This window comes from Micromonospora sp. NPDC005806 (genome assembly GCF_042871425.1).
Classification (GTDB): domain Bacteria; phylum Actinomycetota; class Actinomycetes; order Mycobacteriales; family Micromonosporaceae; genus Micromonospora.
This window is the reverse complement of record NZ_JBIAIL010000007.1, coordinates 148,766-173,725: the sequence shown is the minus strand read 5'-3', so window position 1 is coordinate 173,725 and position 24,960 is coordinate 148,766. Positions and strand designations below refer to the sequence as shown.

General features: G+C 71.3%; 21 protein-coding genes and 1 pseudogene. 12 read left to right on the top strand and 10 right to left on the bottom strand.

The genetic code is table 11. From position 1 onward, the window contains the following. Positions 1-5 precede the first annotated feature (5 nt). Genes ACFYOS_RS10890 through ACFYOS_RS10880 form a run of 3 tightly spaced genes read right to left on the bottom strand, consistent with a single transcriptional unit; the run spans position 6 to position 1,194 of the window. Positions 6-293 (bottom strand): BON domain-containing protein, encoded by a 288-nt coding sequence (locus ACFYOS_RS10890; RefSeq protein WP_387138379.1) that lies wholly within the window; start codon positions 291-293, stop codon positions 6-8. Further along, entirely contained in the window at positions 287-889 is a 603-nt protein-coding gene (locus ACFYOS_RS10885) for an STAS domain-containing protein (protein WP_387138376.1), read from the bottom strand. The genes ACFYOS_RS10890 and ACFYOS_RS10885 overlap by 7 nt, the downstream gene beginning before the upstream one ends. Then, positions 886-1,194, bottom strand: a complete 309-nt coding sequence (locus ACFYOS_RS10880) for a hypothetical protein (RefSeq protein ID WP_387138374.1) — start codon at positions 1,192-1,194, stop codon at positions 886-888. The genes ACFYOS_RS10885 and ACFYOS_RS10880 overlap by 4 nt, the downstream gene beginning before the upstream one ends. Before the next feature lie 162 nt (positions 1,195-1,356). Between ACFYOS_RS10880 and ACFYOS_RS10875 the strand changes: the two genes are divergently transcribed. The 5 genes from ACFYOS_RS10875 to ACFYOS_RS10855 all read left to right on the top strand — a co-directional run bounded on the left by ACFYOS_RS10875 (position 1,357) and on the right by ACFYOS_RS10855 (position 7,116). Continuing rightward, on the top strand, positions 1,357-2,031 hold the full coding sequence (locus ACFYOS_RS10875; RefSeq protein WP_387138371.1) for a response regulator transcription factor: 675 nt from the start codon (positions 1,357-1,359) through the stop codon (positions 2,029-2,031). Further along, complete coding sequence (locus tag ACFYOS_RS10870) at positions 2,028-3,380, top strand: sensor histidine kinase (protein ID WP_387138368.1); 1,353 nt, start codon at positions 2,028-2,030, stop codon at positions 3,378-3,380. Before ACFYOS_RS10875 ends, ACFYOS_RS10870 begins: the two co-directional genes overlap by 4 nt. Next, positions 3,377-3,940 carry a GerMN domain-containing protein gene (locus ACFYOS_RS10865; protein ID WP_387138365.1) on the top strand — a complete coding sequence of 188 codons (564 nt, stop codon included), beginning with the start codon at positions 3,377-3,379 and terminating at the stop codon, positions 3,938-3,940. The genes ACFYOS_RS10870 and ACFYOS_RS10865 overlap by 4 nt, the downstream gene beginning before the upstream one ends. Before the next feature lie 78 nt (positions 3,941-4,018). Next, positions 4,019-5,677: an FAD-dependent oxidoreductase gene (locus ACFYOS_RS10860; protein WP_387138363.1), complete on the top strand. Its 1,659-nt coding sequence runs from the start codon at positions 4,019-4,021 to the stop codon at positions 5,675-5,677. Then, entirely contained in the window at positions 5,674-7,116 is a 1,443-nt protein-coding gene (locus ACFYOS_RS10855) for an ATP-binding protein (RefSeq protein ID WP_387138360.1), read from the top strand. Before ACFYOS_RS10860 ends, ACFYOS_RS10855 begins: the two co-directional genes overlap by 4 nt. On the opposite strand, the gene ACFYOS_RS10850 is transcribed toward ACFYOS_RS10855, so the two are convergent. Then, positions 7,075-7,650: a DinB family protein gene (locus ACFYOS_RS10850; protein ID WP_387138357.1), complete on the bottom strand. Its 576-nt coding sequence runs from the start codon at positions 7,648-7,650 to the stop codon at positions 7,075-7,077. The genes ACFYOS_RS10855 and ACFYOS_RS10850 overlap by 42 nt on opposite strands. 220 nt (positions 7,651-7,870) lie before the next feature. Here ACFYOS_RS10850 and ACFYOS_RS10845 point away from each other — a divergent pair, with 220 nt between their 5' ends. Beyond that, positions 7,871-8,680, top strand: a complete 810-nt coding sequence (locus ACFYOS_RS10845) for a SigB/SigF/SigG family RNA polymerase sigma factor (protein ID WP_387138354.1) — start codon at positions 7,871-7,873, stop codon at positions 8,678-8,680. A 58-nt stretch (positions 8,681-8,738) separates the two neighbouring features. Here ACFYOS_RS10845 and ACFYOS_RS10840 read toward each other — a convergent pair whose 3' ends face one another. Then, positions 8,739-11,240 (bottom strand): glycoside hydrolase family 65 protein, encoded by a 2,502-nt coding sequence (locus ACFYOS_RS10840; protein WP_387138351.1) that lies wholly within the window; start codon positions 11,238-11,240, stop codon positions 8,739-8,741. Positions 11,241-11,362: 122 nt separating this feature from the next. Between ACFYOS_RS10840 and ACFYOS_RS10835 the strand changes: the two genes are divergently transcribed. Next, the gene (locus ACFYOS_RS10835; RefSeq protein WP_387138348.1) at positions 11,363-11,527 is read left to right on the top strand and encodes a hypothetical protein; all 165 of its coding nucleotides are present in this window, start codon (positions 11,363-11,365) and stop codon (positions 11,525-11,527) included. A 62-nt stretch (positions 11,528-11,589) separates the two neighbouring features. On the opposite strand, the pseudogene ACFYOS_RS10830 reads toward ACFYOS_RS10835, so the two are convergent. Continuing rightward, positions 11,590-13,720 (bottom strand): annotated as a pseudogene (locus tag ACFYOS_RS10830) (glycosyl hydrolase family 28-related protein). A 196-nt stretch (positions 13,721-13,916) separates the two neighbouring features. Between ACFYOS_RS10830 and ACFYOS_RS10825 the strand changes: the two are divergent. From ACFYOS_RS10825 to ACFYOS_RS10805, 5 genes are all read left to right on the top strand, one after another. Beyond that, on the top strand, positions 13,917-14,918 hold the full coding sequence (locus tag ACFYOS_RS10825) for a LacI family DNA-binding transcriptional regulator (RefSeq protein WP_387138344.1): 1,002 nt from the start codon (positions 13,917-13,919) through the stop codon (positions 14,916-14,918). Positions 14,919-15,399: 481 nt separating this feature from the next. After that, positions 15,400-16,779, top strand: a complete 1,380-nt coding sequence (locus ACFYOS_RS10820; RefSeq protein ID WP_387138341.1) for an ABC transporter substrate-binding protein — start codon at positions 15,400-15,402, stop codon at positions 16,777-16,779. Between the two features lie 81 nt (positions 16,780-16,860). Beyond that, positions 16,861-17,817, top strand: coding sequence for a carbohydrate ABC transporter permease (locus tag ACFYOS_RS10815; RefSeq protein WP_387138338.1), 957 nt, complete (start codon positions 16,861-16,863; stop codon positions 17,815-17,817). Between the two features lie 12 nt (positions 17,818-17,829). Beyond that, positions 17,830-18,717, top strand: a complete 888-nt coding sequence (locus ACFYOS_RS10810; protein ID WP_387138335.1) for a carbohydrate ABC transporter permease — start codon at positions 17,830-17,832, stop codon at positions 18,715-18,717. Between the two features lie 206 nt (positions 18,718-18,923). Beyond that, complete coding sequence (locus tag ACFYOS_RS10805; RefSeq protein WP_387138333.1) at positions 18,924-20,510, top strand: glycoside hydrolase family 13 protein; 1,587 nt, start codon at positions 18,924-18,926, stop codon at positions 20,508-20,510. A gap of 86 nt (positions 20,511-20,596) precedes the next feature. On the opposite strand, the gene ACFYOS_RS10800 is transcribed toward ACFYOS_RS10805, so the two are convergent. From ACFYOS_RS10800 to msrB, 4 genes are all read right to left on the bottom strand, one after another. Continuing rightward, entirely contained in the window at positions 20,597-21,649 is a 1,053-nt protein-coding gene (locus ACFYOS_RS10800) for an SRPBCC domain-containing protein (protein ID WP_387138330.1), read from the bottom strand. A gap of 58 nt (positions 21,650-21,707) precedes the next feature. After that, positions 21,708-23,039, bottom strand: a complete 1,332-nt coding sequence (locus ACFYOS_RS10795) for a low temperature requirement protein A (protein ID WP_387138327.1) — start codon at positions 23,037-23,039, stop codon at positions 21,708-21,710. A gap of 145 nt (positions 23,040-23,184) precedes the next feature. Then, the gene (gene msrA / locus ACFYOS_RS10790; RefSeq protein ID WP_387138325.1) at positions 23,185-23,703 is read right to left on the bottom strand and encodes a peptide-methionine (S)-S-oxide reductase MsrA; all 519 of its coding nucleotides are present in this window, start codon (positions 23,701-23,703) and stop codon (positions 23,185-23,187) included. A gap of 13 nt (positions 23,704-23,716) precedes the next feature. Next, positions 23,717-24,931 carry a peptide-methionine (R)-S-oxide reductase MsrB gene (gene msrB, locus ACFYOS_RS10785; protein ID WP_387138322.1) on the bottom strand — a complete coding sequence of 405 codons (1,215 nt, stop codon included), beginning with the start codon at positions 24,929-24,931 and terminating at the stop codon, positions 23,717-23,719. Positions 24,932-24,960: the final 29 nt, after the last annotated feature.

The following is a 24,960-nucleotide window of genomic DNA, read 5'->3' as shown; positions in this document are numbered from 1 at the left end:
CCGGGTCAGCGCCCCCGGCGGCCGCCGTACAGCCGCAGCGCGTTGCAGACGTCGAACACGCCGGGCACGTCCCAGGCCAGCTCACCGGCCGCGCGGCGGGCCTGCGCGTCGGCGACCGTGCCGCCCAGGATCACCACCCGGTTCTGCACGCTGACCGTGATCTGCTGTCGGCGGGTGGTCCAGTCGATGCTCAGCCGCTGTGCCACGAGGGCGGCGAGGCGCACGTCCTCGCGGTCGGGTTCCGGCTCGTCCCCGGCGAACGGGAAGTCGGGGTACGGCCAGGGCGTCACCATGCGGGCTCCTTCTCGTGGGTGCGGGGCGTACGGCTCGCGCCGGCCGGAGGGGCGGGACTCAGCCCCGGTCCGACCGATCCGCTCAGCGCCCGGGTACGGCTGTCGAACACCGGGAACACCCCGTCCAGCCGCATGGTGTGCAACACGGTCAACACGAACCGCGAGGGCGCCACCAGGCACAGCCGGCGGCCGTCCTGCCGGGCGTGCTGCCGGGCGCGGACCAGCAGCCCGAGTCCGGCCGAGTCGATCACCTCGACCTCGGTGAGGTCCACGAGCACCCGATCGCCGAGCGTGACGCTCTCCGCCAGCGCCCGGCGTACCGGGTCGACCAGGTCCGGCTCCCGGGCGGCCGGGGCGTCGCCGACCTCGTCCAGGTAGTCGATGTCGAGGCCGCCGTCGCCGTACTGTCCGCTGCGGACACTGCACCGCGGGCAGTGGTGCGGACCGGAGGCGAAGGGCGAGCCGACCCAGTCGTTGTCGAACACGAGCGTCCAGACCACCTCGGCGTCGGGCAGGGTGCAGCCCGTGCCGGTGACGGCGGCGCCGCAGCCGTCGCAGATGAGGGTCATCAGGTTGTCCGCCGGTACGACCGTCATGGCCCCTCCCGCCGGTCCGCGCCCGGGCGGGTCGGCGGATCGTCACCCGGTCGGCCGGCGGTCAGCACGGCGACGACGACCGCGACGGCGGCGAAGCCGATCTGGACGATCAGCGGCAGGACGGCCAGCTCGCCCGGGCCGGTGTCGACCAGCCCGACCACGATGGCGCCGAGCAGCGCGGCGGCTACCCCGAGCGCGAGGGTCAGCCAGACCGGGGCGGCCTTCCGACCCGGTAGGACCAGGCGGCCCACCGCCCCGACGGCGACTCCGACGATCAGGGCCCCGACGAGCGTGCTGCCGTTCACAGGTCCCTCCCTCGGTGTCTTCCCTGCCGGGAGTCGGGTTCGGCTCCCACTCTGGGCGGCGCTCTTGGCGGTCGTCGCGCGGTTGTATGACAGTTGTGTGACAAAAACCGGGAACGCCTGACACGGTTGGGTGACGTCGTGCCGGCCGGGGATGATGCCGGTATGACGGCCGTACTGGTGATCGAGGACGACGACCGGATCCGGCTCGCGCTGCTGCTCGCCCTCGAGGAGGAGGGCTACGCGGCGTACGGGGTCGCCACCGCCGAGGAAGGGCTGCGGCGGCAGCGGGAGACCCCGGCGGACAACGTGCTGGTCGACCTGATGCTTCCCGGCCTCGACGGCTTCGAGTGCATCCGCCAGCTGCGCCGCGACGACGACGTGCCGATCGTGGTCGTCAGCGCCCGGGACGACACCCACGACATCGTCGCCGCGCTGGAGGCCGGCGCCGACGACTACGTGGTCAAGCCGGTGGCGATCAAGGAATTGTCGGCGCGGCTGCGGGCCCTGCGCCGGCGCGGGCGGGCCGTGGCGGACGCCGTCCCCGCCCAGGTCTTCGGCGACCTGGAGATCAGCGCCGAGGCCGGCGAGGTGCGCCGCGCCGGCCGCCCGGTCGCGGTCACCCGCACCGAGTTCCGGCTGCTGTGCGAGCTGGCCGAGCATGCCGGACGGGTGCTGTCGCGCCAGCAGCTGCTGCGGCGGGTCTGGGGGTACGAGACCGGGGACGAGCGGCTGGTCGACGTGCACGTCGGCCGCCTGCGGCAGAAGATCGAGCCCGACCCGGCCAACCCCCGGCACCTGGTCACCCTCCGGGGCCTCGGCTACAAGCTGCAACGATGACCCGCCTTGGACTGCGTGCCCGGGTCACCGCCGCATTCGCCATCGGCGCGCTGCTGCTGGCCGCCTCGATGGCGCTGTTCTCGTACGACCTGACCCGCCGGTCCCTGCTCGACGAGCGGGAACGCACCGCCGTCCGGGCCGCCTACTACGACGCCGCGGTGGTCCGGACCGGGCTGGACACCGAGAACCCGGACGTCGTGGCGGTGCTCCGCTCCCTGGACACCGGCAGCAGCCGCCGGCCCCTGCTGCACCTGCCCGACGGCTGGTACGCCCGCACCGCCGACATCGGCGCCGGAGCGGTCCCGGTCCAGCTGCAACGCATGGTCGCCGCCGGGCAGCCGGCCGTGCAGCGGATCCGCGTCGACGGCCAGCCGACCCTGCTCGTCGGCGTCCCGCTCCCCGGCGGGGTGGGCTACTACGAGCTGACCTCGCTGCGCGAGGTCGAGGCGACGTTCCAGGTCGTCGGGCTGGCACTGACCGCCGTGGCCATCATGGTCGCCGGAGCCGGCGCCGCACTCGGCTGGTACGCGACGCGGCACAGCGTACGGCCGCTGACCGCGGTCGCCGACGCGGCGGAACGGATCGCCGCCGGCGACTTCACCACCCGGCTGGACCCGACCACCGACCCGGACCTGACCCGGCTCTCCAGCTCGTTCAACCACATGGTCGACCAGCTGGTCCGTCGGATCGAGCGGGACCGCCGGTTCGCTGCCGATGTCAGCCACGAGCTGCGGTCCCCGCTGCAGACCCTGGCCGCCGCCGCCAGCGTGCTGACCCGGCGCGCCGAGCACCAGGACGAGCGCACGGCGACCGCCGCCGGGCTGGTCGCCGACGAGGTGGCCCGGTTCCAACGGCTGGTGGACGACCTGATCCAGCTGGCGCGTACCGAGCAGCCGGCGCATCGTGAGGCGGTCGACATGGCCGCGCTGGCCCGGGAGGTCTGCCGGGCCCGGTCGCTGCCGGAGAGCCTGGTCGAGGTGGCCGAGGACGCGCCGAGCGACTGGCACGTCGACCGGCGGCGGGTCGGGCAGATCCTGCTGAATCTGCTCGACAACGCCGTCCGCTACGGCGGCGGGCCGGTCGCGGTCCGGCTGTCGCTGCGCGACGGTGCGGTCGGCGTGATCGACGTCGACGACGACGGCCCGGGCGTGCCGGCGGCCGACCGGGAAGCGATCTTCGACCGTTTCGTCCGTGGCCGCGCCGCGCACGCCCGCGCCGGGACCGACGGCACCGGCCTCGGGCTCGCCCTGGTGGCACAGCACGCCGCCGCGCACGGCGGGCACGCGGCGGTCGTCGACCGGCACCGGGGTGCCCGGTTCCGGGTCGAGCTGCCGGGGGTACGCGGATGAGGCGGGCCCGCCTGCTGCCGGTGCTGGCCGTCGCCGTGCTTGTCGGCGGGTGCGGGGTGCCGGTCGACGACCAGCCGCGTCCGGTGCAGGCCCCGCCCGGCAGGTTCCCCAGCCCGGCCGGCACGGCCACTGCCGACCCGGACGGGCGGGTGGACGAGACGCTCTGCTTCGTCCGCGACGACCGGCTGGAGGCGGTCACCCGCCGGGTCGACGGGCTGCCGGGCGTGGACGCCCACCTCCAACACCTGCTGGCCGGACCGGACGGCGCGGAGCGGGAACGCGGCCTGGCCAGCGCCCTGCCCGGGACCATCACGGTCGCCGGGGCCACGGCGACCGGCACCGTCGCGACCGTCGACGTCCGGCAGGCAGGCGAGGAGACCGGCCGCAACGACGAGGTCCTCGCCTTCGGGCAGATCGTCTGCACGCTGACCCAGCGCTCCGATGTGGACAGTGTCGCGTTCCAGCGCGACGGGCAACCGCTGGAGGTGCCCCGGGCCGACGGTTCGCTGTCGTCGCTGCCGCTCACCGCCGCCGACTACCGGCCGCTGCTGCGGCGGTGACGGCGGCCCGGGCGCCCAGCTGGCGGTCGGCCGGCAACCCGGTTGATTCCCGTCCCGGCGAGGTGCTTGCATTCCGGCATGGCGAACCCGGCGATCGTGACCGTCGACGACGACCCTGTGGTGTCCCGCGCCGTGGCGCGCGACGTCCGCCGCCGGTACGGCGACCGGTACCGCGTCGTGCGGGCCGGGTCCGGCGCGGAGGCGCTCGACACGTTGCGGGAGATCAAGCTGCGAGGCGAGCAGGTGGCGGTGCTGCTGGCCGACCACCGGATGCCGGCGATGACCGGCATCGAGTTCCTCGAGGCGGCGATGGACCTGTTCCCCGCCGCCCGCCGGGTGCTGCTGACCGCGTACGCCGACACCGAGGCGGCGATCGACGCGATCAATCTGGTCGACCTGGACCACTACCTGCTCAAGCCGTGGCACCCGCCGGAGGAGAAGCTGTATCCGATGCTGGACACCCTTCTCGACGCGTGGTCGGCCAGCCCGGAGGCGGCCACCGCGGAGGTGCGGGTGGTGGGCCACCGCTGGTCGGCGCCGTCCTTCGCGGTGCGGGACTTCCTGGCGCGCAACCTGGTGCCGTTCCGCTGGCTGCTCGCCGACGAGCCGGAGGGCGCCCGGTTGCTCGCGGCCGCCGGGGTGAGCGCGGCGGAGGTCCCGCTCGTCGTCACCACCGAGGGCAAGGCCCTGGTCGCGCCGGCCGAGGCGGAGCTGGCCGGCCTGGTCGGGCTGCGGGTGGCACCGACGGCCGACCTCTACGACCTGGTCATCGTCGGCGGCGGACCGGCGGGGCTGGGTGCGGCCGTCTACGGCGCGTCGGAGGGGCTCCGCACCGTCCTGGTGGAACGGCGGGCGGCCGGCGGGCAGGCCGGGCAGAGCAGCCGGATCGAGAACTACCTGGGCTTCCCGGACGGGGTCTCCGGCGCCCAGCTCGCCGACCGCGCCCGCCGCCAAGCGCTGAAGTTCGGGGCCGAACTGCTGAGCACCCGGGAGGTCGTCGGCCTCGAGGGCGCCGGGGCGGCCCGACTGCTCCGCTTCGGCGACGGCACCAGCCTCGCCGCGCACAGCGTGGTGCTGGCGACCGGGGTCACCTACCGCGTACTCGACGCGCCCGGCCTGGCCGACTTCACCGGTCGCGGCGTCTTCTACGGCTCGACGGCCACCGAGGCGCCGAGCTGCGTCGACCAGGACGTGTACATCGTCGGCGGGGCGAACTCCGCCGGCCAGGCGGCGGTGCACTTCTCCCGGTACGCGTCCCGGGTCCACCTGCTGATCCGCGGCGCCGACCTCACCGCGTCGATGTCGCGGTACCTGATCGACCAGCTCGACCGCATCGACCGGATCACCGTCCATCCCCACACGGTGGTGGCCGGCGGCGCCGGCGACGATCACCTCCAACGGCTGACCCTGCGCGACACCCGGACCGGCGACACCCGCGACGTCGACGCGTCCTGGCTGTTCATCTTCATCGGCGCCGAGCCGCGGACCGACTGGCTGGACGGGGTGGTGGCCCGCGACGGGCGGGGCTTCATCGTGACCGGACCCGACCTGGTGTCGGCGGGCCGGCGTCCACCCGGCTGGACCCTGGACCGCGACCCGTACCACCTGGAGTCGAGCCTGCCGGGCGTCTTCGCGGCCGGTGACGTCCGGGCGGAGTCGGTGAAACGGGTCGCCTCGGCCGTCGGCGAGGGCGCGATGGCAGTGTCACTCGTGCACCGTTACCTGGAGGCGCAATGACCGACCACGGACCGCGGCTCGACGTCGCCGAGCTGCGCACCCTGTTCCTGTTCGAGTCGCTCGACGCCGGACAGCTCGCCTGGCTCGCCGAGCACGGCTGGGTGGAACACCACGCCGCGGGCGAGTTCGCCTACGTCGAGGGCGAGCCGGCCTCCTGCTTCTTCGTGCTGCTCCACGGGTCGGTCGCGCTGAGCACGCGGGTCCAGGGCGACGAGGTGGAGATCAATCGGACCGAACAGCGGGGCGCGTACGGCGGGGCGACGCACGCGTACCTGGGGGACCGGATCCCGCAGGTCTACCGCAACAGCATGCGCGCGCTCACCGACGCCGAGTTCTTCGTGCTGCCGGCCGAGACGATCGCGCACGCCGTGCGGTCCTGGTTCCCGATGGCGATGCACCTGCTGGAGGGGCTCTTCGTCGGGATGCGCAATACCCAGACCGTGGTGGGCGAGCGGGAGCGGCTGCTCGCCCTAGGCGCCCTGTCGGCGGGACTGACCCACGAGCTGAACAACCCGGCTGCGGCGGCGGTCCGTGCGACGTCCGTGCTGCGCGACCGGGTCGCCGGCATGCGGCACAAGCTCGCGATGATCGCCGACGGCCGGCTGGACGGCCGACAGTTGCCCACCCTGGTCGCGTTGCAGGAGGACGCGGTGAAGCGGGCCGCCGACGCGACGCCGTTGGCACCGCTGGCGGCCAGCGACGCCGAGGACGAACTGGCCGACTGGTTGGACGAGCGGGGCGTGGTGGCCGGGTGGGACCTGGCCCCCACCCTGGTGGCCGGCGGCGCCGACCCGGAGTGGCTGGCCCGGGTCGAGGCGGTGGTCGGGACGGGGTACCTGGAGACCGCGGTCCGGTGGCTCACGTACACCATCGACACCGAGCTGCTGATGCGGGAGATCGACGAGGCGGTCGGGCGGATCTCCGGACTGGTCGGTGCCGCCAAGCAGTACTCGCAGCTCGACCGCGCCCCCTATCAGGTGGTGGACGTGCACGAGTTGCTCGACGCCACGCTGGTCATGGTCAAGGCGAAGATCCCGGCCGGGGTGCGCGTGGTGAAGGAGTACGACCGGTCGCTCCCGCCGATCGCCGCGTACGCGGCCGAGCTGAATCAGGTCTGGACCAACCTGATCGACAACGCCCTGGGTGCCATGGGCGCCACTGGCACCCTCGCCATCCGCACCGGGCGGGACGGGAACCAGGTGACGGTCGCGATCAGCGACACCGGTCCGGGCATCCCGGCGGAGGTCCGACCGCGGATCTTCGAGCCGTTCTTCACCACCAAGCCGGTGGGGGAGGGCACCGGGCTCGGCCTCGACATCTCGTACCGGATCGTGGTGAACAAGCACCACGGTGACATCCGGGTGGACAGCCGCCCAGGCGCCACGACGTTCCGGGTGCTACTGCCGGTCGCGCCGGAGTCCGTACGGGCCGGGTCGTGACCGTCGGCCCCGCTCAGGGCCGGGTCTCGCGGGCGGCCCCGACCCGGTCGCGCGGCGGATGTCGAGCAGGTGGTGCTCACCCTCGTGCATGGTGTGCTGCCCGAGCCAGAGCAGCGTCCGGACCTGCCGCTGCGGCCACGGGTAGACGCCGGTGCGGGCGAGCTCCACCGTGCCGAGCGGCGCGAACCGGGCCGCCAGGTCGTCGGCGGCCGCGGTCAGTTCGGCAAGGACCGCCGCCGGCTCCTGCTCGTTGTACCGATCCGCGACGGCGCGTTCGTCGCGGCCCATGGGGACGAACTCCGGTCCGACGACGCGCAGCGCCAGGGCCAGCCGTTCGGCCTGGACGCGGAGCACGTCCCGGACGTGGCAGGTGTACTCCAGCGGCGACCACACGCCCTCGGCCGGTCGCCGGCGCAGCTCCGGAACCGCGCCCAGCGCGGCCGCGTACCGGGCGCCCAGTCCGCGCAGCAGTCCCGGCAGTGCTTCGCCCGCCACGCCGGGGTAGACGAAGTGACACTCGTCGCAGCGGTCCACGGGTGGAGGGTATGCGGTCGTCGCCCGGTGGGGATGCCCTGTACGCCGCCATGGTGTGGTCCGCGTCGCCCTCAGGGCGGGTCGAATGAAGAGAGAATGCAATGATATGGGCGGTATATCCATCGTCCTTTCGGTTGATGCGGCGGCATCTGTTGGTCTAGGGTGACTGGCACGACCGGTGCTGGGAGGCACCCGATCTCCTCAGGACAGGAAGGGCAGCATGACCACGACGACCATCGCGCCGACGACCACCGAGGTGCACCGCGCGGCGGTGACCGGCGAGGAGACCCGCGCCAGCGAGCTGATCGGGGCTCTGGCCGCGCTGCCGGACGGGCACCCGGAGCGGGCTGCGCTGCGCAACCAGGTCATCGAGGCGTGGCTGCCGCTGGCCAACCACCTCGCCGCCCGCTACAGCGGGCGCGGTGAGCCGGCCGGCGACCTGGCCCAGACGGCGGCCCTCGGCCTGATCAAGGCGGTGGACCGGTTCGACGCCTCCCGGGGCGTGGACTTCGCCGGCTTCGCCATCCCGACCATCCTCGGCGAGATCAAGCGGCACTTCCGCGACCGCACCTGGAACATCCGGGTGCCGCGTCGCCTCCAGGAGCTGCGGCTGCGCATCTCCGAGGCGAACAGCACCCTCACCCAGACCCTCAACCGGGCGCCGACCGTCGCCGACATCGCCGCCCACCTCGACCTCACCGAGGAAGAGGTCCTCGAGGGACTGGAAGGCGCCCGCGCCTACAACGCCGTCTCGCTCTCCACCCCGATCGGCGCTGGCGACAGCGCCACCGAGCTGGGCGACACCATCGGCGCCGAGGACAACGAGTACCAGCTGGCGGAGCTGCGCGCCTCGCTCGGCCCGGCGCTGGCCACGCTCGACGAGCGGGAGCAGAAGATCCTCACCCTGCGCTTCTACGGCAACCTGACCCAGAGCGAGATCGCCGCCCGGGTCGGCGTGTCCCAGATGCACGTCTCCCGCCTGCTCGCCCGCGCGCTGACCAAGCTGCGCGGCCAGCTCGCCGAGGCCTGATCCGCCCGGCTCACCGACCCGCGCACCGCCACCGGCTCCCCTCGGTGGCGGTGCGTTGTCAGGTTCGCTCCGGTCGCGGGAACTGGCGAACAGGGGCGTCCGAGGTCCGGGCGCCGGGGCCCAGGTCGACGGTGACGGTGGTGCCGGGGGAGAGCAGCATCGACCGGTCCCGGACGGCCACCCGGACGGGCTGGTCCCCGCCCGGACTCGCCGAGATACGCACCTGCTCGTGGTCGACGTGCAGCATGAGCAACCGGTTCCGGTACCGGACCACGCAGTCGAGCTGGTCGATCCGCTTCGGCAACTGCGGGTTGAGCCGCAGCACGTCGCCGCGCACCTCCAGACCGGTGTAGCAGCGCTGCAGGATGTCCAACGTGCCGGCGGTGGCGCCGAGGTGGATGCCGGCCCGGGTCGAGCTGTGCGCCGGGTCGGCCAGGTCGGTGCCGAGCGCGTCCAGCAACATGTCGAAGGAGCGGCGACGGTCGGTGCGGGCCAGCACCCAGGCGTGCGCGATGCGGCTCAGCGTCGAGCCGTGCGTGGTGCGGTAGAGGTAGTGGTCGACGGTGGCGGGGATCCGCGCCGGGTCGAAGTCGTAGCCCATCTCGGTCACCAGTCCGGTGAGCTCCTCTGCGCTGAACAGGTACAGCAGCATCAGCAGGTCGGCCTGCTTGGAGATCTTGTACCGGTTCGGGTCGTCGCCTTCGGCCTGCAACAGCTGTCCGAGCAGCCGCAGATCGCCGTAGCGCTGCCGGTACCGGTCCCAGTCCAGTTCCGCCAGGTCGCCGTACCCCTCGAACTGCGCGAGGATCCCGTCGGGCAGGAAGGTGAGGCGGAGCCGGCGGGCGATGTGCCGCCACCGTCCGCGCTCCCCGGCCGGAACCTCCGCGGTCCGCCACGGCGCCGCACCCGGGTGCCGGTCCCGGATCGCGCACGCCTCGTCCGCCCGGGCGAGCACCCACGCGACCATCACGTTGAGGTACGCGCAGTTGTCCAGCCCCTGGCCGGCGCGGCCGGGGTAGCCGTCGTGGTACTCGTCGGGCCCCAGCACGCCCCGGATGTCGTAGCGGTCATCCGACGGGTCGTAGGTGGCCAGGCCGGCCCAGAAGCGGGCGGTCTCGACCAGCAGCTCCACCCCACTCTCGGTGAGGAAGGACAGGTCGCCGGTCGTCTCCCAGTACCGCCAGACCGAGTAGGACACCGCGAGGTTGACGTGGTGCTGCCGGCCGGTCCAGTCGTCCTGCCACTCGCCGGTGACGGGGGAGCGGGACCGGGACGGGCTCTCGTCCCGGCCGCTGGTGGCGCTCTGCCAGGGGAACAGGGCTCCGGCCATCCCCGTGGCGGCCGCCTGCCGCCGGGCCGCCGGCAACCGTCGGTACCGGTACTCCAGCAGCGCCCGGGTCAGCTCCGGCAGGCGCAGGTTCAGGTACGGGTAGACGAACAGCTCGTCCCAGAACACGTGCCCGTGGTAGCCCTCGCCGTGCAACCCCCGGGCCGGCACCCCGGCGTCCAGGTCGACCGTGTGTGGCGACAGCGTCTGGAGCAGATGGAAGGTCTGCACGCGTAGCGGCAGCTGCCACACGTGCTCCTCGCCGACGTCGAGCCGGAACCGCGCCCACAACCGGGCCCACGCCGTGACGTGCTCGGCCAGCAGCACGTCGAACGTCCCCGCCCAGCGCAGCTCCGCGCACGCCGCGGTCAGCGGGTCGTGCACCGCCCGGTCCCGTCCGCAGTACACCGCGACCGTCTTGTCCACCGACACTGGCTCCCCGGCCGTCACGTCGACGCCCAGCACCTCGGCCACGTCGTCCGCGCCGCGGACCACGCTGCGGGGGGTGCCGGCGTCGGCGCCGGCGACCTTGGCCGTGGTACGGGCGGCGACCGCGACCTGTTGCCGCGAGCTGGTCGTCAGGGCCGTCAGCCAGAGCGCCGGACCGTCGGCGTCCCCGGCGACGTCGGTGAGGTGCCGGCCGCCGGCCCCGCCCACGTCCGCCGTGGCCGCGTTGACCACCCCGCCGTCGATGCCCGACCTGATCTCCAACCGTCCCGACCAGTTCTCCGCGACGATGCGCGTCCCGAGCGCGGCGAGGTGGGGGTTCGCCATCGACACCAGCCGCCGCTGGCGGAGCCGGGTCCGCCGCAGGTCGCGGTCGACGACCAGGAGCTCCCGGAGGTAGAGGCCGCGACGCAGGTCCAGCAGCCGGTGTTCGTGGACCACCCGCGCGCGGCCCGGCGCGTACCAGTCGCCGCCGGCGGGACGGAAGGTCAACGGCAGCCAGTTCGGCAGGTTGACGATGGTCTCCTCGCCGTCCAGCCGGCCTTTGCCGTCCACCAGCCGGTTGTGGAATCCCGCCAGGTAGCTGCCCGGGTAGTGGACGCCGTCGGCCGCCGCCTCCGGGGCCGCCCCGCGGGTGGCGAGGTAGCCGTTGCCCAGGGTCAACATGGTTTCCCGGGTGCCTTCCCCCGCCGGGTCACCGTCCTGATAGCCGAGCGCCCACGCCGCGGGCAGCTCGCCGGTGCAGAGCTCGCACCCGGGATCCGGGTTCTGCTGATCCGGTCTCACCGCACGACCGCCGGATAGCGGCGTGTCAGTCCGCCGACGATCACAGCGTCGCTCGCGCTCCGGGCGTTTGGCGAGCTTCGCACCAGTAAAGCGTATTGAGGTGTGCGCGCTTCCGGGGCCGGGTGGCACAGATCGGTGGCGAAGTTGACCCCGGCTGGGCGCTGCCGGTCGCGGCATTCGGCCGGATGGACGAGGCGGGACCCTCCGCGTCGTACCTGCTGCACGACGACGGTGAACGGCTCCGTGTCGTGCTCTACCTCAACCATCAGGGCCTGCCGGGGGCCTGAGCCCACCGACTCGCGGCCCCCCGTCCTCCGCCGGCCGTACGGAGGTCGGGAGGCCGGTCAGCTCACCAGGGCGCCGGAGCCGGCGGCGGCACCACCGGCGGACGGTCGTCGCAGGTGATGGTGTTGGGCAGCAGCCAGGGGGCGAGCCACCCGCCGTCGTTGCCGCCGAGGTCGGCGAGGGCGAACTCCGAGCCGGCTGGGGTGAAGTGGAACGAGCCGCAGTTGTTCACCCCGACCGCGCCGACGTTGCGCGCGTCGACGTCGGCGAAGGACGCCGAACCCGCGGTGCGGGCGCTCACCACCGAGGTGCCCGTCCCGTCGACCCGGATGTCGCGGAAGTGCACGTTGCTGATCGAGACCGTGTCCTTCACCGGCCAGTCGCTGACCAGCATGATCGCGTTGTAGGTGTTGTCGAGGAAGGCGTCGCCGACGACCTGGATGTCCGCGTCGATGCTGTGGTCCAGCGCGTAGAACCAGATGGCGCCGAGGCCGATGTTCCAGTTCAGCTCGTAGCTGCCGGCGCGGACGGTGGTGTTGTCCGTGATCCAGAGGTGCCCGGTGAACGGCTCGGCGCCGAACCGCGAGCCGACCTGGATGGCGCTGCCCTCGCGCACCGGGTCGGCGACCAGGTTGCGCCAGATCGTGTTGTCGGTGCCGCCGTACAGGGCGATGCCGTTGGCCAGGACCGGCGACTGCACGGTGTTGTGGTCGAAGGTGTTGTGTGCGTTGCCGGTCTGCTCCGACCACATGGCCAGGCCGTCGTCCCCGGTGTTGCGGACGAAGGTGTGCGAGACGGAGGAGTGGGTGACGCCGGTGTGGAAGTTGACCCCGTCGGCGATCTGGTCGGCGATGACGGTGTTGGTGACCCGCAGGTCGGTCATCGGGCCGTCGAACCACATCCCGACCTTGGTCCGGTGCAGGTAGAGGCCGTCGACGGTGGAGTGGTTCAGCGCCCCGCCGATGGCGTTGACCTGGTCTTTGTCGATCCGCTCCCGGACGTCACCCTCGATGGTGAAGCCGGACAGGTGCACGTCGCTGCTGCCGCCGTCGGCAGCGTCGCGGCCGTAGAAGCCGACGCCGGTGTGCACCGAACCGTCGGGCGCCGGCGTGTCCAGGGCGACCTCGCGGCCCTTGACGACCGTGTACCAACTGCCGGGGCCGGCGATCGTCACGTCGTCGACGATGATGTGCCGGCTCACCCGGTATGTCCCGGGCGGCAGGTAGAGCGTGCGGTGCACCCGGCGGGCGTACGCGACGGCCCGGTCGAACGCGTCGGCGGACTCCCGTCGCCCGGTCGGGTCGGCGCCGAAGGCCAGCACGTTCACCGCGCCGGGCACCACCCGCGGCGGCCCGACGAGCTGGGTGTCCAGCAGGTCGATGACGGTCCAGGCGGCGCCGCTGCCGCTCGGGGCCGTCAGCCGGACCACCTCGCCCGCCTGGTACGTCCGGCCCAGCAACAGGCGCTGCTCGTCATAGAAGTGGTGGGGCCGGAAGGGCTTGACGATGGTCGGTGGCGGGTTGGTGGCGGCCGGCACGCAGGAGCACTCGGTGATCCACCAGTCAGGGTGGAGCAGCCCGGCGTCGGGGTCGTTGGAGAACGGGTACTGGTTGTAGAGCCAGGCGTACTGCGAGGTGAGGGTCATGGTCCGGGTGGGTCCACGGCCGACGGTGACCTGCAGCGGCGCGGTGATGCCGCCGCCGTCGGGGGAGTCGGGGATGCTGTACCGGACGGTTATCGCGTTGGCTGCCGCCGGCAGGGTGAACTCGACGCGCTGGCCGGGGGGTGAGCCGGACGGCCCGGCGGCCGGAGGCTTCGCCAGCGAGGGTGTAGGCGGCGCGGTCCGGACCGATGACGGTGCCCGTCGTCCGGGCGTGTTCGGCCTCCTGCTCGACGAAGTCCACGGTGGCGCCGCGGCCGGCGACCAGCGCCGGGTCGAGTGCGGCCCGGGTCACCGCGGGCGCCGGACCGGTGGGGCCTGGAACACTCGCCGCCGCGGCGCTCCCGGCCGGGACGGTGAGGGCGACGGCGGTGGACACCGCGATGATCCTGGCGATCGGCACGTGCGGGCACCGGCCCGCCGCGCCTTCGTCCACGCTCCGCTGCATCGGACTACCCACTCTCTGGGGGACGGGGGAGACGGTGGTGGCGTCGGCGCGGGTGGGCGCGCCCGCCGGAGGCCCGGACGCCGGCATCCGGCTCCGGGGTGCCTCATGTTATTCCCGTCAATTGTCGATATTCAAGCGGCTCTCTGTCCGCATTTTTCAGAAGTGAATACGCCCGTCCCGGCCGGCCCTCGGCCCGGCCACGGCTGGGGGAGCCGCCAGGTGCTGCCGTGACCGGGCAGTCGACGGTTCATTTCTTGCAAGAAGGCGACGTACGATTGCGGCCGTGACGAAGCGGTTGACGGAGGTGGCCCGCAAGGCGGGCGTCAGTGAGGCGACCGTGAGCCGCGTGCTCAACGGGCGCGGCGGCGTGTCGGAGGCGACCCGGACCGCCGTGCTGACGGCGCTGGACGTGCTGGGCTACGAGCGCCCGACCAAGCTGCGGGGCGAGCGGGCCCGGCTGGTCGGCCTCGTCCTGCCGGAGCTGCAGAACCCGATCTTCCCGGCGCTCGCCGAGGTGGTCACCGGTTCGCTGGCCCAACGGGGGTTCACCCCCGCGCTCTGTGCCCGCACCATCGGCGGCGTGCCCGAGTCCGACTACGTCGAGATGCTTCTCGACCACCAGGTCTCCGGGGTCATCTTCGCCGGTGGGTCGTACGCCCTCGCCGACGCCTCGCACGAGCACTACCGGCGGCTCACCGACCGCGGGCTGCCCGTGGTGCTGGTCAACGCCGGCGTCGACGAGCTCGGGTTCCCCCGGGTGTCCACCGACGACGCGGTCGCCGTCGAGCAGGCGTACGGGCACCTGCGCTCGCTCGGGCACGAGCGGATCGGCATGGTGCTCGGCCCCGAGGGGCACGTGCCGTCCCGGCGCAAGCTGGACGCGATGGTCCAGGTCGCGAGCTGGGCCGACGACACGGAGTACGTCGAGCGGTCCAGCTTCTCCATGGAAGGGGCGCGGGTCGCGGCGACCAAGCTGGTCGAGCGTGGCGCGACCGGCATCATCTGCGCCAGCGATGTGCTGGCCCTGGGCACCATCCGCGCCGCCCGCCGGCTGGGTCGTGCGGTGCCGACCGACGTGTCGGTGGTGGGCTTCGACGACTCCGCGTTCATGACCTGCACCGACCCGCCGTTGACCACGGTGCGGCAGCCGATCGAGATGATGGGGCAGGCCGCGGTGGACCTGCTGGTCACCCAGATCGAGGGGGCCGGCGTGCTGCACGACGAGTTGCTGTTCGAGCCCGAACTGGTGGTACGCGGCTCCACCGCGCCCGCCCCCGGCCGCTGACCCGGGTCCGCGCCGGTCAGGGGTCGGCCGCCGGCCACCGTTTCCGCCGCTGACCATCGCGCCGAACACTGCTGACCATCCGGCCCGGACCGCCTCCCTGGCCGCCGAACAACGCTCCGGCCGTCGACCGCTGCTCGCGGTCGGCGGCCCTTTCGTCGTTGCCGGCGCCGAGCAGCGCCGGCCGGCAGCCCACCGGGTCGGTGAGTATCGGCATCAACAGGGGCGAAAGCCGTACGCCCGCGAAGGTGCATGATCCTGTCTACATCTGACGACTTACAGTCGCATCCTTTCAGCGGACGGTCGGAACCTTGCTGGATCCAGTTCGCCTCGCTACAGTGACCCCACTCACACCTGGCCCCGGTGCAGCGACAGGGGGCAGGTCGCGTGGCGGATGCAGATCAACAGCAGGGCATCCCTGCGGTGGCGATCACCGCAGATCAGCGAAGGCCATGGAGACACCCGTTCCCGAAGGGATGGACAGATGTCCGTACCGCAGTACCGGAAAGCTGCGGCGCTAGCGCTCGTGGCCGGCCTGGGGCTCAGCCTTGCGGCTTGCTCCACGAAGAGCGACGACGCGAAGAGCGATGCCAGCGGCAAGGTCACCATCACCGTCGACTGCCAGCCGGTCGGCGCCCAGAAAGAGCTGTTGAAGAACTGGAACGACGACGTCGCCGAGTTCCAGCGGCAGAACTCGAACATCGTCATCAAGAGCGTCAGCGTCGGCGAGCAGTGCAACAACCCGCCGGACTTCACCGCCCGCCTGGCCGGCGGCACCATGACGGACGTGTTCTACGGCTACATGACCGATCTCCAGCAGGTGCTCGACTCCGGTCAGGCGATGGACGTCACCCAGTACGTCAACAAGGACACCATCGCCACCTGGGAGAGCGTCGACCCGGCGCTCAAGGAGGTCTTCACCGACAACGGCAAGCTCTACGCCGTCCCGGTGAAGAACTACTCGATGGGCCTGGTCTACAACAAGGTCCTCTTCCAGCAGGCCGGGCTCGACGTGAACAACCCGCCGAAGACCTGGGCAGAGGTCCGGGAGGCCGCCAAGAAGATCTCCGCGCTCGGCAACGGCATCGCCGGCTACTCGGAGTACAGCGCCGGCAACACCGGCGGCTGGCACTTCACCTCCCTGCTCTACTCCCAGGGCGGCCAGATCCTCTCCGCGGACGGCAAGAAGGCCGACTTCAACAACCCGATGGGCAAGCAGGTCCTGCAGAACATCAAGGACATGCGCTACGGCGACAACAGCATGGGCTCCCGCCAGCTGCTGCAGTGGGGTGACCTGCTGACCAACGCCGGCGCCGGCAAGGTCGGCATGTTCATCGGCGCGCCGGACGCCACCCAGGCGATCGTCAGCCAGTTCCGGGGCAAGTTCCAGGACTGGGCGATGGCCCCGCTGCCCGGCCAGGACGGCCCGGCGAAGGGGACGCTCGGCGGTGGCGAGGGCTACTTCTTCAAGAAGGGCCTCACCCCCGAGCAGGTCAAGGCCGGCCTGAAGTGGGTCGCGTACCAGAAGCTGACCCCGGGCAAGGGCCAGTTCGACTACGTCCGGGCCAAGCCGCAGAACTACCCGGTGGGCCTGCCCCAGCCGCTCCTGTTCGCCAACGGCAGCGACGCGCAGAAGAAGGAGCTGGAGCTGCGCAAGGCGAACGCGAACGTCGACACCGCGAACTTCGCGCTCTTCGAGGCGACCCCGGTCGCGATCAAGGGTGAGCCGAAGAACGCGCAGGCGATCTACGCGGTGCTCGACGCGGCGATGTCCGCGGTGCTGACGAACCCGAACGCGAACATCGACGCGCTGCTCAAGACGGCTGAGGGCAAGGTCAACCAGCTCCTGGCCGCCGGAAGCTGAGCCGATGGGGTGGGGGCCGGCGCAACCGGCCCCCACCCTCCGCACCGCACCGTCCGGTCACCGATTTCCGCAGGAGTTGCCTTGGCGATCACCACCGCCCCGGGTGCCACCAGAAAACCGGGTCGCCCCGCGCGGCCGTATCCGGTAGGGCCCCGGCGTACCAGCCTCGGCCGCAAGGTACGGGACAGCCTCACCGGGCACGCATTCCTGTTCGGGGCGGTGCTCTGCTTCGCCTTCTTCTCCTGGTACCCGATGATCCGCGGCATCGTCATGAGCTTCCAGCGCACCCGGCGGGGCGAGACCACCTGGGTGGGCTGGGACAACTACGTCCGCATCATCGGCGAGCCCAGCTTCTGGACCGCCTGGAAGAACACGTTCTACTTCACGGTTCTCGCGCTCGTCCTCGGGTACGCGGTGCCGTTCTTCGTGGCGATCCTGCTCAACGAGTTCCGCCACGCCAAGGGGTACCTGCGGATTCTGGTCTACCTGCCGGTGATGCTGCCGCCCGCCTCGGCCCTCTTCCTCTTCAAGTTCTACGCGTACGACCCGAGCGAGGCGGGACTCTTCAACGCGATCCTCAAGACCCTGCACCTGCCGACGTCGGAGTGGATGCAGTCACCCGAGATGACGATGCCGGCGATGGTGCTCGCGTCGACCTGGATGAACATGGGCAGCGCGGTACTGATCTATCTGGCGGCGCTGCAGAACATCCCCGGCGAACTCTACGAAGCGGCCGAACTCGACGGCGCCGGGATCTGGCGGCGGATCGTGCACGTGACCATCCCGCAGACCAGGCTGATCCTCGCGCTCCTGGCGATGCTGCAGATCGTCGCCACCATGCAACTCTTCATCGAGCCGCTGATCCTCGCCAACGGCGCGGGTACGGAGGACTCGGCGACCTCGGTCGCGTACCTCATCTACCAGCACGGATTCTTCCAGAACGACCTGAACGGCGCCGCGGCGCTCGGCGTGATCATGCTCGTGGTGCTGGCCGGCTTCTCCGCCGTCTACGTGCGGCTGACCGCGAAACAGGACTAGGACGGACGACCCATGGCACCGGACTCAGGGACCCGCACCCTCATCTCCCCTGCCCAGCTCAAGCGGGGGCGCGGCAGGGCGATCTACTGGACGCTGCTCGCCGTTGTCGTCGTGGGGTTCACGCTCGTCTTCATCGGGCCGCTCTACTGGATGGTCACCGGCGCGCTCAAGTCCGGCCAGGAGATCGCGCAGACCCCGCCGTCGCTGTATCCGAAGGATCCCGAGGTGCAGAACTACGTCGACGCGTGGACCAACCTGAACCTCGCCAAACTGCTGTTCAACACGTTCTACTACGCGACCGGCGCGGTGCTGTTCCAACTCGTCTTCGATACCGCCGCGGCGTACTCCCTGTCGAAGCTTCGACCGATCTTCGGCAACGTGATCCTCGGCCTGATGCTGGCGACGCTGATGATCCCGGCGATGGTCCTCATCGTCCCGCAGTACGTGACCGTGATCGATCTGCCGATCCTGCACCTCAACCTGCTCGACTCGCCGTTCGCGATCTGGCTGCCCCTGGTCGCGAACGCGTTCAACATCTTCCTGCTGAAACGGTTCTTCGACTCGATCCCGGAGGACCTGATGGCGGCGGCCCTCGTGGACGGGGCGACCCCGCTACGCACGCTCTGGTCGATCATCCTGCCGATGTCGCGCCCCATCCTCGGCGTAGTTTCGATCTTCGCCGTAACGGCGGTCTGGAAGGACTTCCTCTGGCCGAAGCTGGTCATGCCGTCGCCGGAGACCCGGACGGTCAGCGTCGGCATCTACGCCTTCTCCGGCGGTACGCCCATGAACGTGGTGATCGCCGCCTCGGTCATCGCCGCGATCCCGACCGTCATCATCTTTCTGATCTTCCAGCGGAACATCATGTCCGGCCTGACCACTGGCAGCCTGAAGGGATAGCCCTAAGAGGCTGGCGTTGACCATCGCAGCCTTCGGGCGGGCGCGATGAGGGGCGGACCGCGCCGGCGCGCCACCAGCGAGACCTTCCGCGGCGAACAACGACCGTCAGCCCGACACATTCAGGTCCGGCGAGCCCGCCGACGTACCGACGCAGAAAGCAGGTGCTCGTGTCCGCAGCAGACAGTGGTCCGTGGTGGCGTGCAGCGGTGATCTACCAGGTGTACCCGCGTAGCTTCGCCGACGGCAGTGGCGACGGCATCGGCGACATCGGCGGCATCAGGTCCCGGCTGAATTACCTGGCCGCGCTCGGCATCGACGCGATCTGGTTCAGCCCCTGGTACCCCTCCCCGATGGCCGACGCCGGCTACGACGTGGCCGACTACCGCGACATCGACCCGGTCTTCGGCACCCGGGCCGAGGCGGAGGCGCTGATCGCGGAGGCACACGCCCTCGGCATCCGGACGATCGTCGACGTGGTGCCGAACCACTGCTCTGACGCGCACCCCTGGTTCCAGGCGGCACTCGCCGGCGGACCGGACGCGCCCGAGCGGGATCTGTTCTGGTTCCGCCCCGGCCACGGGCCGAACGGCGACCAGCGGCCCACCGACTGGGTCGGCGAGTTCGGCGGCCAGACCTGGACCCGGACCATCAACCCGGACGGCACCCCGGGCGACTGGTACCTGCACCTGTTCGCCCCTGAGCAGCCCGACTTCAACTGGGACCACCCTCGGGTGCGGGCCGAGTTCGAGGACATCCTGCGGTTCTGGTTCGACCGGGGGGTGGACGGCATCCGGATCGACTCGGCCGGGCTGCTGGTCAAGGACGGGATGCTGCCCGAGACCCTGCCGGGCCGGCCGCACCCCTTCCGCGACCTCGACGGGGTGCACGACATCTATCGCGACTGGCGGCGGATCGCCGACGAGTACCCCGGCGACCGGGCGCTGATCGGTGAGGTGTGGCTGCCGGACCGGCAGCGGTTCGCCAACTACCTGCGCCCGGACGAGCTGCACGCGGCGTTCAACTTCGACTTCCTCGGCTGCGCCTGGGACGCCTCCGCGCTGCGCGAGAGCATCGACGGGACGCTGAACGCGCACGCGCCGGTCGGCGCGCCGGCCACCTGGGTGCTCTCCAACCACGACGTCACCCGGCACGTCACCCGCTACGGCCGGACGGACACCACGTTCAGCTTCGCCGCCAAGCGCGAGGGCGTCCCCACCGACCTGGAGCTCGGCACCCGCCGGGCCCGGGCCGCCGCGCTGCTCTCCCTCGCGCTGCCCGGGGCCGCCTACGTCTACCAGGGCGAGGAACTCGGGCTCTGGGAAGTCGAGGACATTCCGTACGAGCTGCGCCAGGACCCGATGTGGGAACGCTCGGGGCGGGTCAACCCGGGGCGGGACGGCTGCCGGGTGCCGCTGCCGTGGACCGGCGACGCCCCGCCGTTCGGGTTCATTCCGGACGGGGTGACGGCCGCACCCTGGCTGCCCCAGCCGACCGACTGGAAGGACCGCACGGTCCGCGCCCAGACCGGCGACCCGCTCTCGATGCTGGAGCTCTACCGGACGGCCATCGCCATCCGCCGGAGCGAACCGGCCCTCGGCGACGGCCCGCTGACCTGGCTGCCCGCCCCCGACCGGGTGCTCGCCTTCGGCCGCGACCCCCGCTTCACCTGCCTGGTGAACCTCTCCGGCGCGGCTGTGCCGCTGCCCGACCACGACCGGCTGCTGCTGGCCAGCGGGCCGCTCGACGACGACCGGCTGCCGCCGGACACCGCCGTCTGGCTGCGCACCCGCTGATCCGTCTGGTGCCGGCGGACCGTCCGGGCCGCCGGCACCCGGCAGCGCCAGGTGTCCCGCCACCATGTCCGCCGGACCCCCCCGGGCTACAGCCCGGCGCAGGGGTTGCCGTCGACGGTGCAGGCGTCGGGGGCCTTGGCGCGTACGTCCGGGTCGCGCACGTCGAACCGGACGGTCGCCGACTCCCCGGCCGGCAGGGCCGCGCCGGTGAAGGTGACCACGTTCCCGGCCTGCTTCCACCCGGCGCCGTTGACGCTGCTGACGGTGGCGCCCGAGGCCAGGGTCACCGTCACTGTCCAGCCCGGCTTCTCGGCGTTGCCGGGGTTGGTGACCACCACCTGGCCCCGGTAGCCGAAGATCCGGTCGGAGACGGTTTCGTAGCGGGCGGTCAGCGCGCCCGCCGGTGACGGGCTGGGGCTCGATGTCGGGGTCGGCGACGCGGTCGGAGTCGGGTTCGGCCTGGCGCTGCTGCGGCTGGCGGCCGGCGTGGCGCGTGACGGGGTGGCGCGGATCGTGCTGTTCCTGGCGCTCGGCATCACCAGCGGCGCCGACTCCGGCAGCGGGTCGGCCATCGTCGGCTCCGGGCGCGCCGCCCACGCGGTCACCCCGCCGGCCAGGACCACGAACGTCAGCGCGCCGATCAGCACGGCCCGTCGCCGTCCGGACCGCGCCCGCATTCCGACGATCGGCAGCTCGGCGGTCAGCCCGGCCTCGGCGCGCCGCAGGTCGATCTGCTGGAACGCCAGCCAGTCCAGGATCGCCGGCAGTCGTACGGCCAGCGCCTGCTGGTGGTGCTCCTCGCGGCGATCACGCTGTGCGGCGTCCCAGTCGCCCTGCTCCAGCGCCTCGTGCACGGACAGCCGGCAGCCGTGGGCGGTGGGCAACAGGGTGACGGTCACCCCGGTCCGCTGCTCACCCTCCCGGCAGCGCAGTACGAGCCGCTCCGGTGTCCGCGACTCGAGCACCTCCACCTCGAGGTCGGCGTCGAAACCGGGCAGCTCCGCCGTGCGCAGCACCAGCCGCTCCGGTGCCGGCGTGGCCTCGGCGAACCACTTCGCGAGCAACGTCCGATCGGTCAGTGCCCGCCAGACAAGACCGCAGGGATGGAACAGCTCGACGTCGGTGTCGATCTCGATCACGCGGAGACTCTACGGGTCGGGGCGTCCCGCCACACGGACGGGCGGTCGTCGCGGGAGACTACTCCGCCGGGCTCTCCTGGCCGTCGTCGTGCCAGCGGGCGCGGAAGGCGGCCTCGTTGGCCTCGTGGGTGACCTTCTCCTCGAACACCGCCCGGCGCAGCGCGTGCCGGGAATCCGCCAGCACCATCAGTTCGGTCGCCACCAGCGCCACGCAGATGGCGGTGAGCAGGCCCAGCGCCGCCAGCGCGGCCAGGTAGCGGGCGACGGGCAGCCCGACCGCCAGTGCCACGAGCACACCGATCCGGGTCCACGTCACGGTGCGCAGCGTGCGCCACTGGAACGCCAGGTCCGCGGCCAGGTAGAGCATCACGCCGCCGAAGAGCAACGGTACGGCCGGCCCCTGCGCCCGCTCGCCCACTCCGCCCGTCGGGTCGGTGGTCATGCGGACCAACTCCTCGGCACCGATGGCGAACAGGATGATGCCGGCGATCATGGGCAGGTAGAGGAAGGCGTACGCGTCGCGGGCCATCGCCACCCGTGGGCCGTTCTGGGCGGCGTGCAGCGCGATCCGGGCGGCCGGACCGATCATGTCGAAGTGCGCCCACCACAGCGCCGCCGTGAACAGGATGCCGAACATGGCCGCTGGGATGGCGGGCCAGGTCACCGGCTTGCCGAGCAGGTTGCCGCCGACGCCGACCGAGATCACCGACTCGCCCAGCGCGATGATGAGGATCAGGTCGTAGCGCTCCGTCCAGTGCTCGGCGGAGGTGATCTCCCAACCCGCCGTGCCGGTCACCAGGCTGCTGCCGTACTGCACGAGGACGACCGCGATCCACAGCCCGTCCCGCAGCCACAGCCCGAGGTCCTGATTCTCGACCGCCGGCGGGAGCAGAGCCGCGACCAGCAGCAACGCCGTCGTGATCACGACCTCGGGGACGAACTCGTACAGCTTGCGGCGGGCCTCCGGACGGCCCCTGGTGGCGTGCGCGTACAGCGCGATGTGCACGGCCCGGATCACCACGTAGCTGACCGTGACCAGGATGGGTCCGGCGGCGCCTTCGTGTAGACCGCCGAAGGTCTGCGGCAGGGCCAGCGCGAACGTGAACAGCGCCGTCATGCCGACCACCATCAGCACCGGGACGAAGCCCTCGCCGAGCCGCAGCCGGCTGGCGACCACGCTGTGCATGATCCAGCACCACCAGAGCACGGCGAGCACCAGCATCGCGTGCAGCAGCTCCCGCCCGGTCACGTTGGCGGCGGTGGCCCGGGTGATGATGAAGAACGACACGACGAAGACGAGGTCGAAGAAGACCTCGAACTTGTCCACCCGGGCGGCCGGCGCGATCGGAACGGCCGGCCCCAGCTTCCCGCGCCGCCCCTCGCCATCCACCGGACGAGTCTCCCAGCGCCGGACCGGGCGCGGGGCGGATTCGCCCTCAGTCGGGCCCGCAGGTCAACAACTCGGGCGGGCGTGACGGTGCAAGCTCGACGCCCGGGCGCCGGCAGTATTGGTGAGGCGAGATCGGGCCGGGATACTAACTGGCCTTCGCCTTGGAATGGGGAAGCTTCCAGTCCGGCCGGACGTAGTGACACGTGTAACCCGCGGGATACCGTTCCAGGTAGTCCTGGTGTTCAGGTTCAGCTTCCCAGAAGGGCCCGGCGGCGCTCACCTCCGTGACCACCTTGCCGGGCCACAGACCGGAGGCGTCGACGTCGGCGATCGTCTCTTCCGCTACCTGCCGTTGCTGGTCGTCCTCGTAGAAGATGGCCGACCGGTAGCTGGTTCCTACATCGTTGCCTTGACGATTCTTCGTGGTGGGGTCGTGAACCTGGAAGAAGAACTCGAGCAGCTCTCTGTAGGACAGTTTATCGGGGTCGAAAACGATCTCGATGGCCTCGGCGTGGGAACCGTGGTTCTGGTAGGTCGCGTTCGGCACGTCACCACCGGTGTATCCGACCCGGGTGGTGACCACGCCGGCGCGCTTGCGGATGAGGTCTTGCATTCCCCAGAAGCAGCCGCCGGCCAGGACGGCCTTCTCAGTCTTGTCGGTCATTGTCGCTCCCCGTCTAGTGGTCGAACAACCTGCGGTACTCGCCGTAGCCTTCCTTCTCGAGGTCCTCGTGCCGAATGAACCGAAGTGCCGCCGAGTTCATGCAGTAACGCAGCCCGCCCGCCTCTGGTGGACCATCGTCAAACACATGGCCCAGGTGACTGTCGCCGTGCGCCGACCGGACCTCGGTGCGGACCATTCCGAGGCTCGAGTCCGGGATTTCAACCACGTTCTCCCGTTCGATCGGCCTGGTGAAAGTCGGCCAGCCGGTACCGCTGTCGTATTTGTTGATCGAAGCGAACAGGGGTTCACCGGACACGATGTCGACGTAGATGCCCGGCTCCTTGTTGTCCCAGTAGGCGTTGTCGAAGGCTGGTTCTGTCAGGGACTCCTGGGTGACTCGGTATTGCTCCGGCGAGAGCCGAGAAACTGCGTCGGGGTTCTTGCGATACTCACGTAACACAGTTGGTCCTCCGGGATAGGTGGTCGACCAGGTCCGGTCGAACGCGTACCCGACCTGCGGTTGACTAACCACCATCTCAGCGGCTGGGGGAACCGGTCGCGCGCTGTCCCTGCTGCTGTCTGGGCCATCCGCGGTCACGCCCGACGGTCTCCGTCGCGCCGAGGCTTCGCCCTGGCGATCTCCCCCCCGGATGGGCAGCCAGTAGAAGGGAATGAATGCGGCGATCACCGCCACGCCAAGAGGGGGAAGCAGGGCGCCCAGCAGGGTTCCGACGGCGATCCAGGTAAGGGCGAGCCGGAAGCGCCGGCTGATGGCTCTTGCGCCGGCGGAATCGAGGGTAGCCACGAGCAGCCGGTGGTGACGACGTGCGTACTCCCAGATGGCGTTGAAAAGGATGGCTGCCAGTTCGAACGCGAACCCGTGGAAGACGACGGCGACGCGCTGCCCATGTCCGTCACGGAACGCGTCGGCCAGCACGGCGGCGGCGAACGGCAGGAACGCAATGTCCATCAGCAGCACGGTGTTCAGGAACAGCACCACCCGGTCGGCGGTACGGATCTGGTCGAACATGACGTGATGATTGGCCCACACCTGCCCGATCAACATGAAGGTGACGACGTAAGCCAGGTAGGACGGCCAGAGCGAGGCGAGGCCGTGGATCAGATGCCGGGTGTCCTGCGGCGGGCGGATCTCCAGGACGAGCAGCGTGACGGCGATGGCGATGACCGCATCGCTGAGCGCGACGACCCGCGAAGGATCGCGCTCCATTCCGAACGGCGTTGACCTTCCTGGTCCGC

Bases quoted from the DNA above. Each gene is read 5' to 3' on its own strand.
- ACFYOS_RS10890 (WP_387138379.1), bottom strand. From the start codon at position 293: ATGGTGACGCCCTGGCCGTACCCCGACTTCCCGTTCGCCGGGGACGAG.
- ACFYOS_RS10885 (WP_387138376.1), bottom strand. From the start codon at position 889: ATGACGGTCGTACCGGCGGACAACCTGATGACCCTCATCTGCGACGGC.
- ACFYOS_RS10875 (WP_387138371.1), top strand. From the start codon at position 1,357: ATGACGGCCGTACTGGTGATCGAGGACGACGACCGGATCCGGCTCGCG.
- ACFYOS_RS10870 (WP_387138368.1), top strand. From the start codon at position 2,028: ATGACCCGCCTTGGACTGCGTGCCCGGGTCACCGCCGCATTCGCCATC.
- ACFYOS_RS10865 (WP_387138365.1), top strand. From the start codon at position 3,377: ATGAGGCGGGCCCGCCTGCTGCCGGTGCTGGCCGTCGCCGTGCTTGTC.
- ACFYOS_RS10860 (WP_387138363.1), top strand. From the start codon at position 4,019: ATGGCGAACCCGGCGATCGTGACCGTCGACGACGACCCTGTGGTGTCC.
- ACFYOS_RS10855 (WP_387138360.1), top strand. From the start codon at position 5,674: ATGACCGACCACGGACCGCGGCTCGACGTCGCCGAGCTGCGCACCCTG.
- ACFYOS_RS10845 (WP_387138354.1), top strand. From the start codon at position 7,871: ATGACCACGACGACCATCGCGCCGACGACCACCGAGGTGCACCGCGCG.
- ACFYOS_RS10820 (WP_387138341.1), top strand. From the start codon at position 15,400: ATGTCCGTACCGCAGTACCGGAAAGCTGCGGCGCTAGCGCTCGTGGCC.
- ACFYOS_RS10810 (WP_387138335.1), top strand. From the start codon at position 17,830: ATGGCACCGGACTCAGGGACCCGCACCCTCATCTCCCCTGCCCAGCTC.
- msrA (WP_387138325.1), bottom strand. From the start codon at position 23,703: ATGACCGACAAGACTGAGAAGGCCGTCCTGGCCGGCGGCTGCTTCTGG.
- msrB (WP_387138322.1), bottom strand. From the start codon at position 24,931: ATGGAGCGCGATCCTTCGCGGGTCGTCGCGCTCAGCGATGCGGTCATC.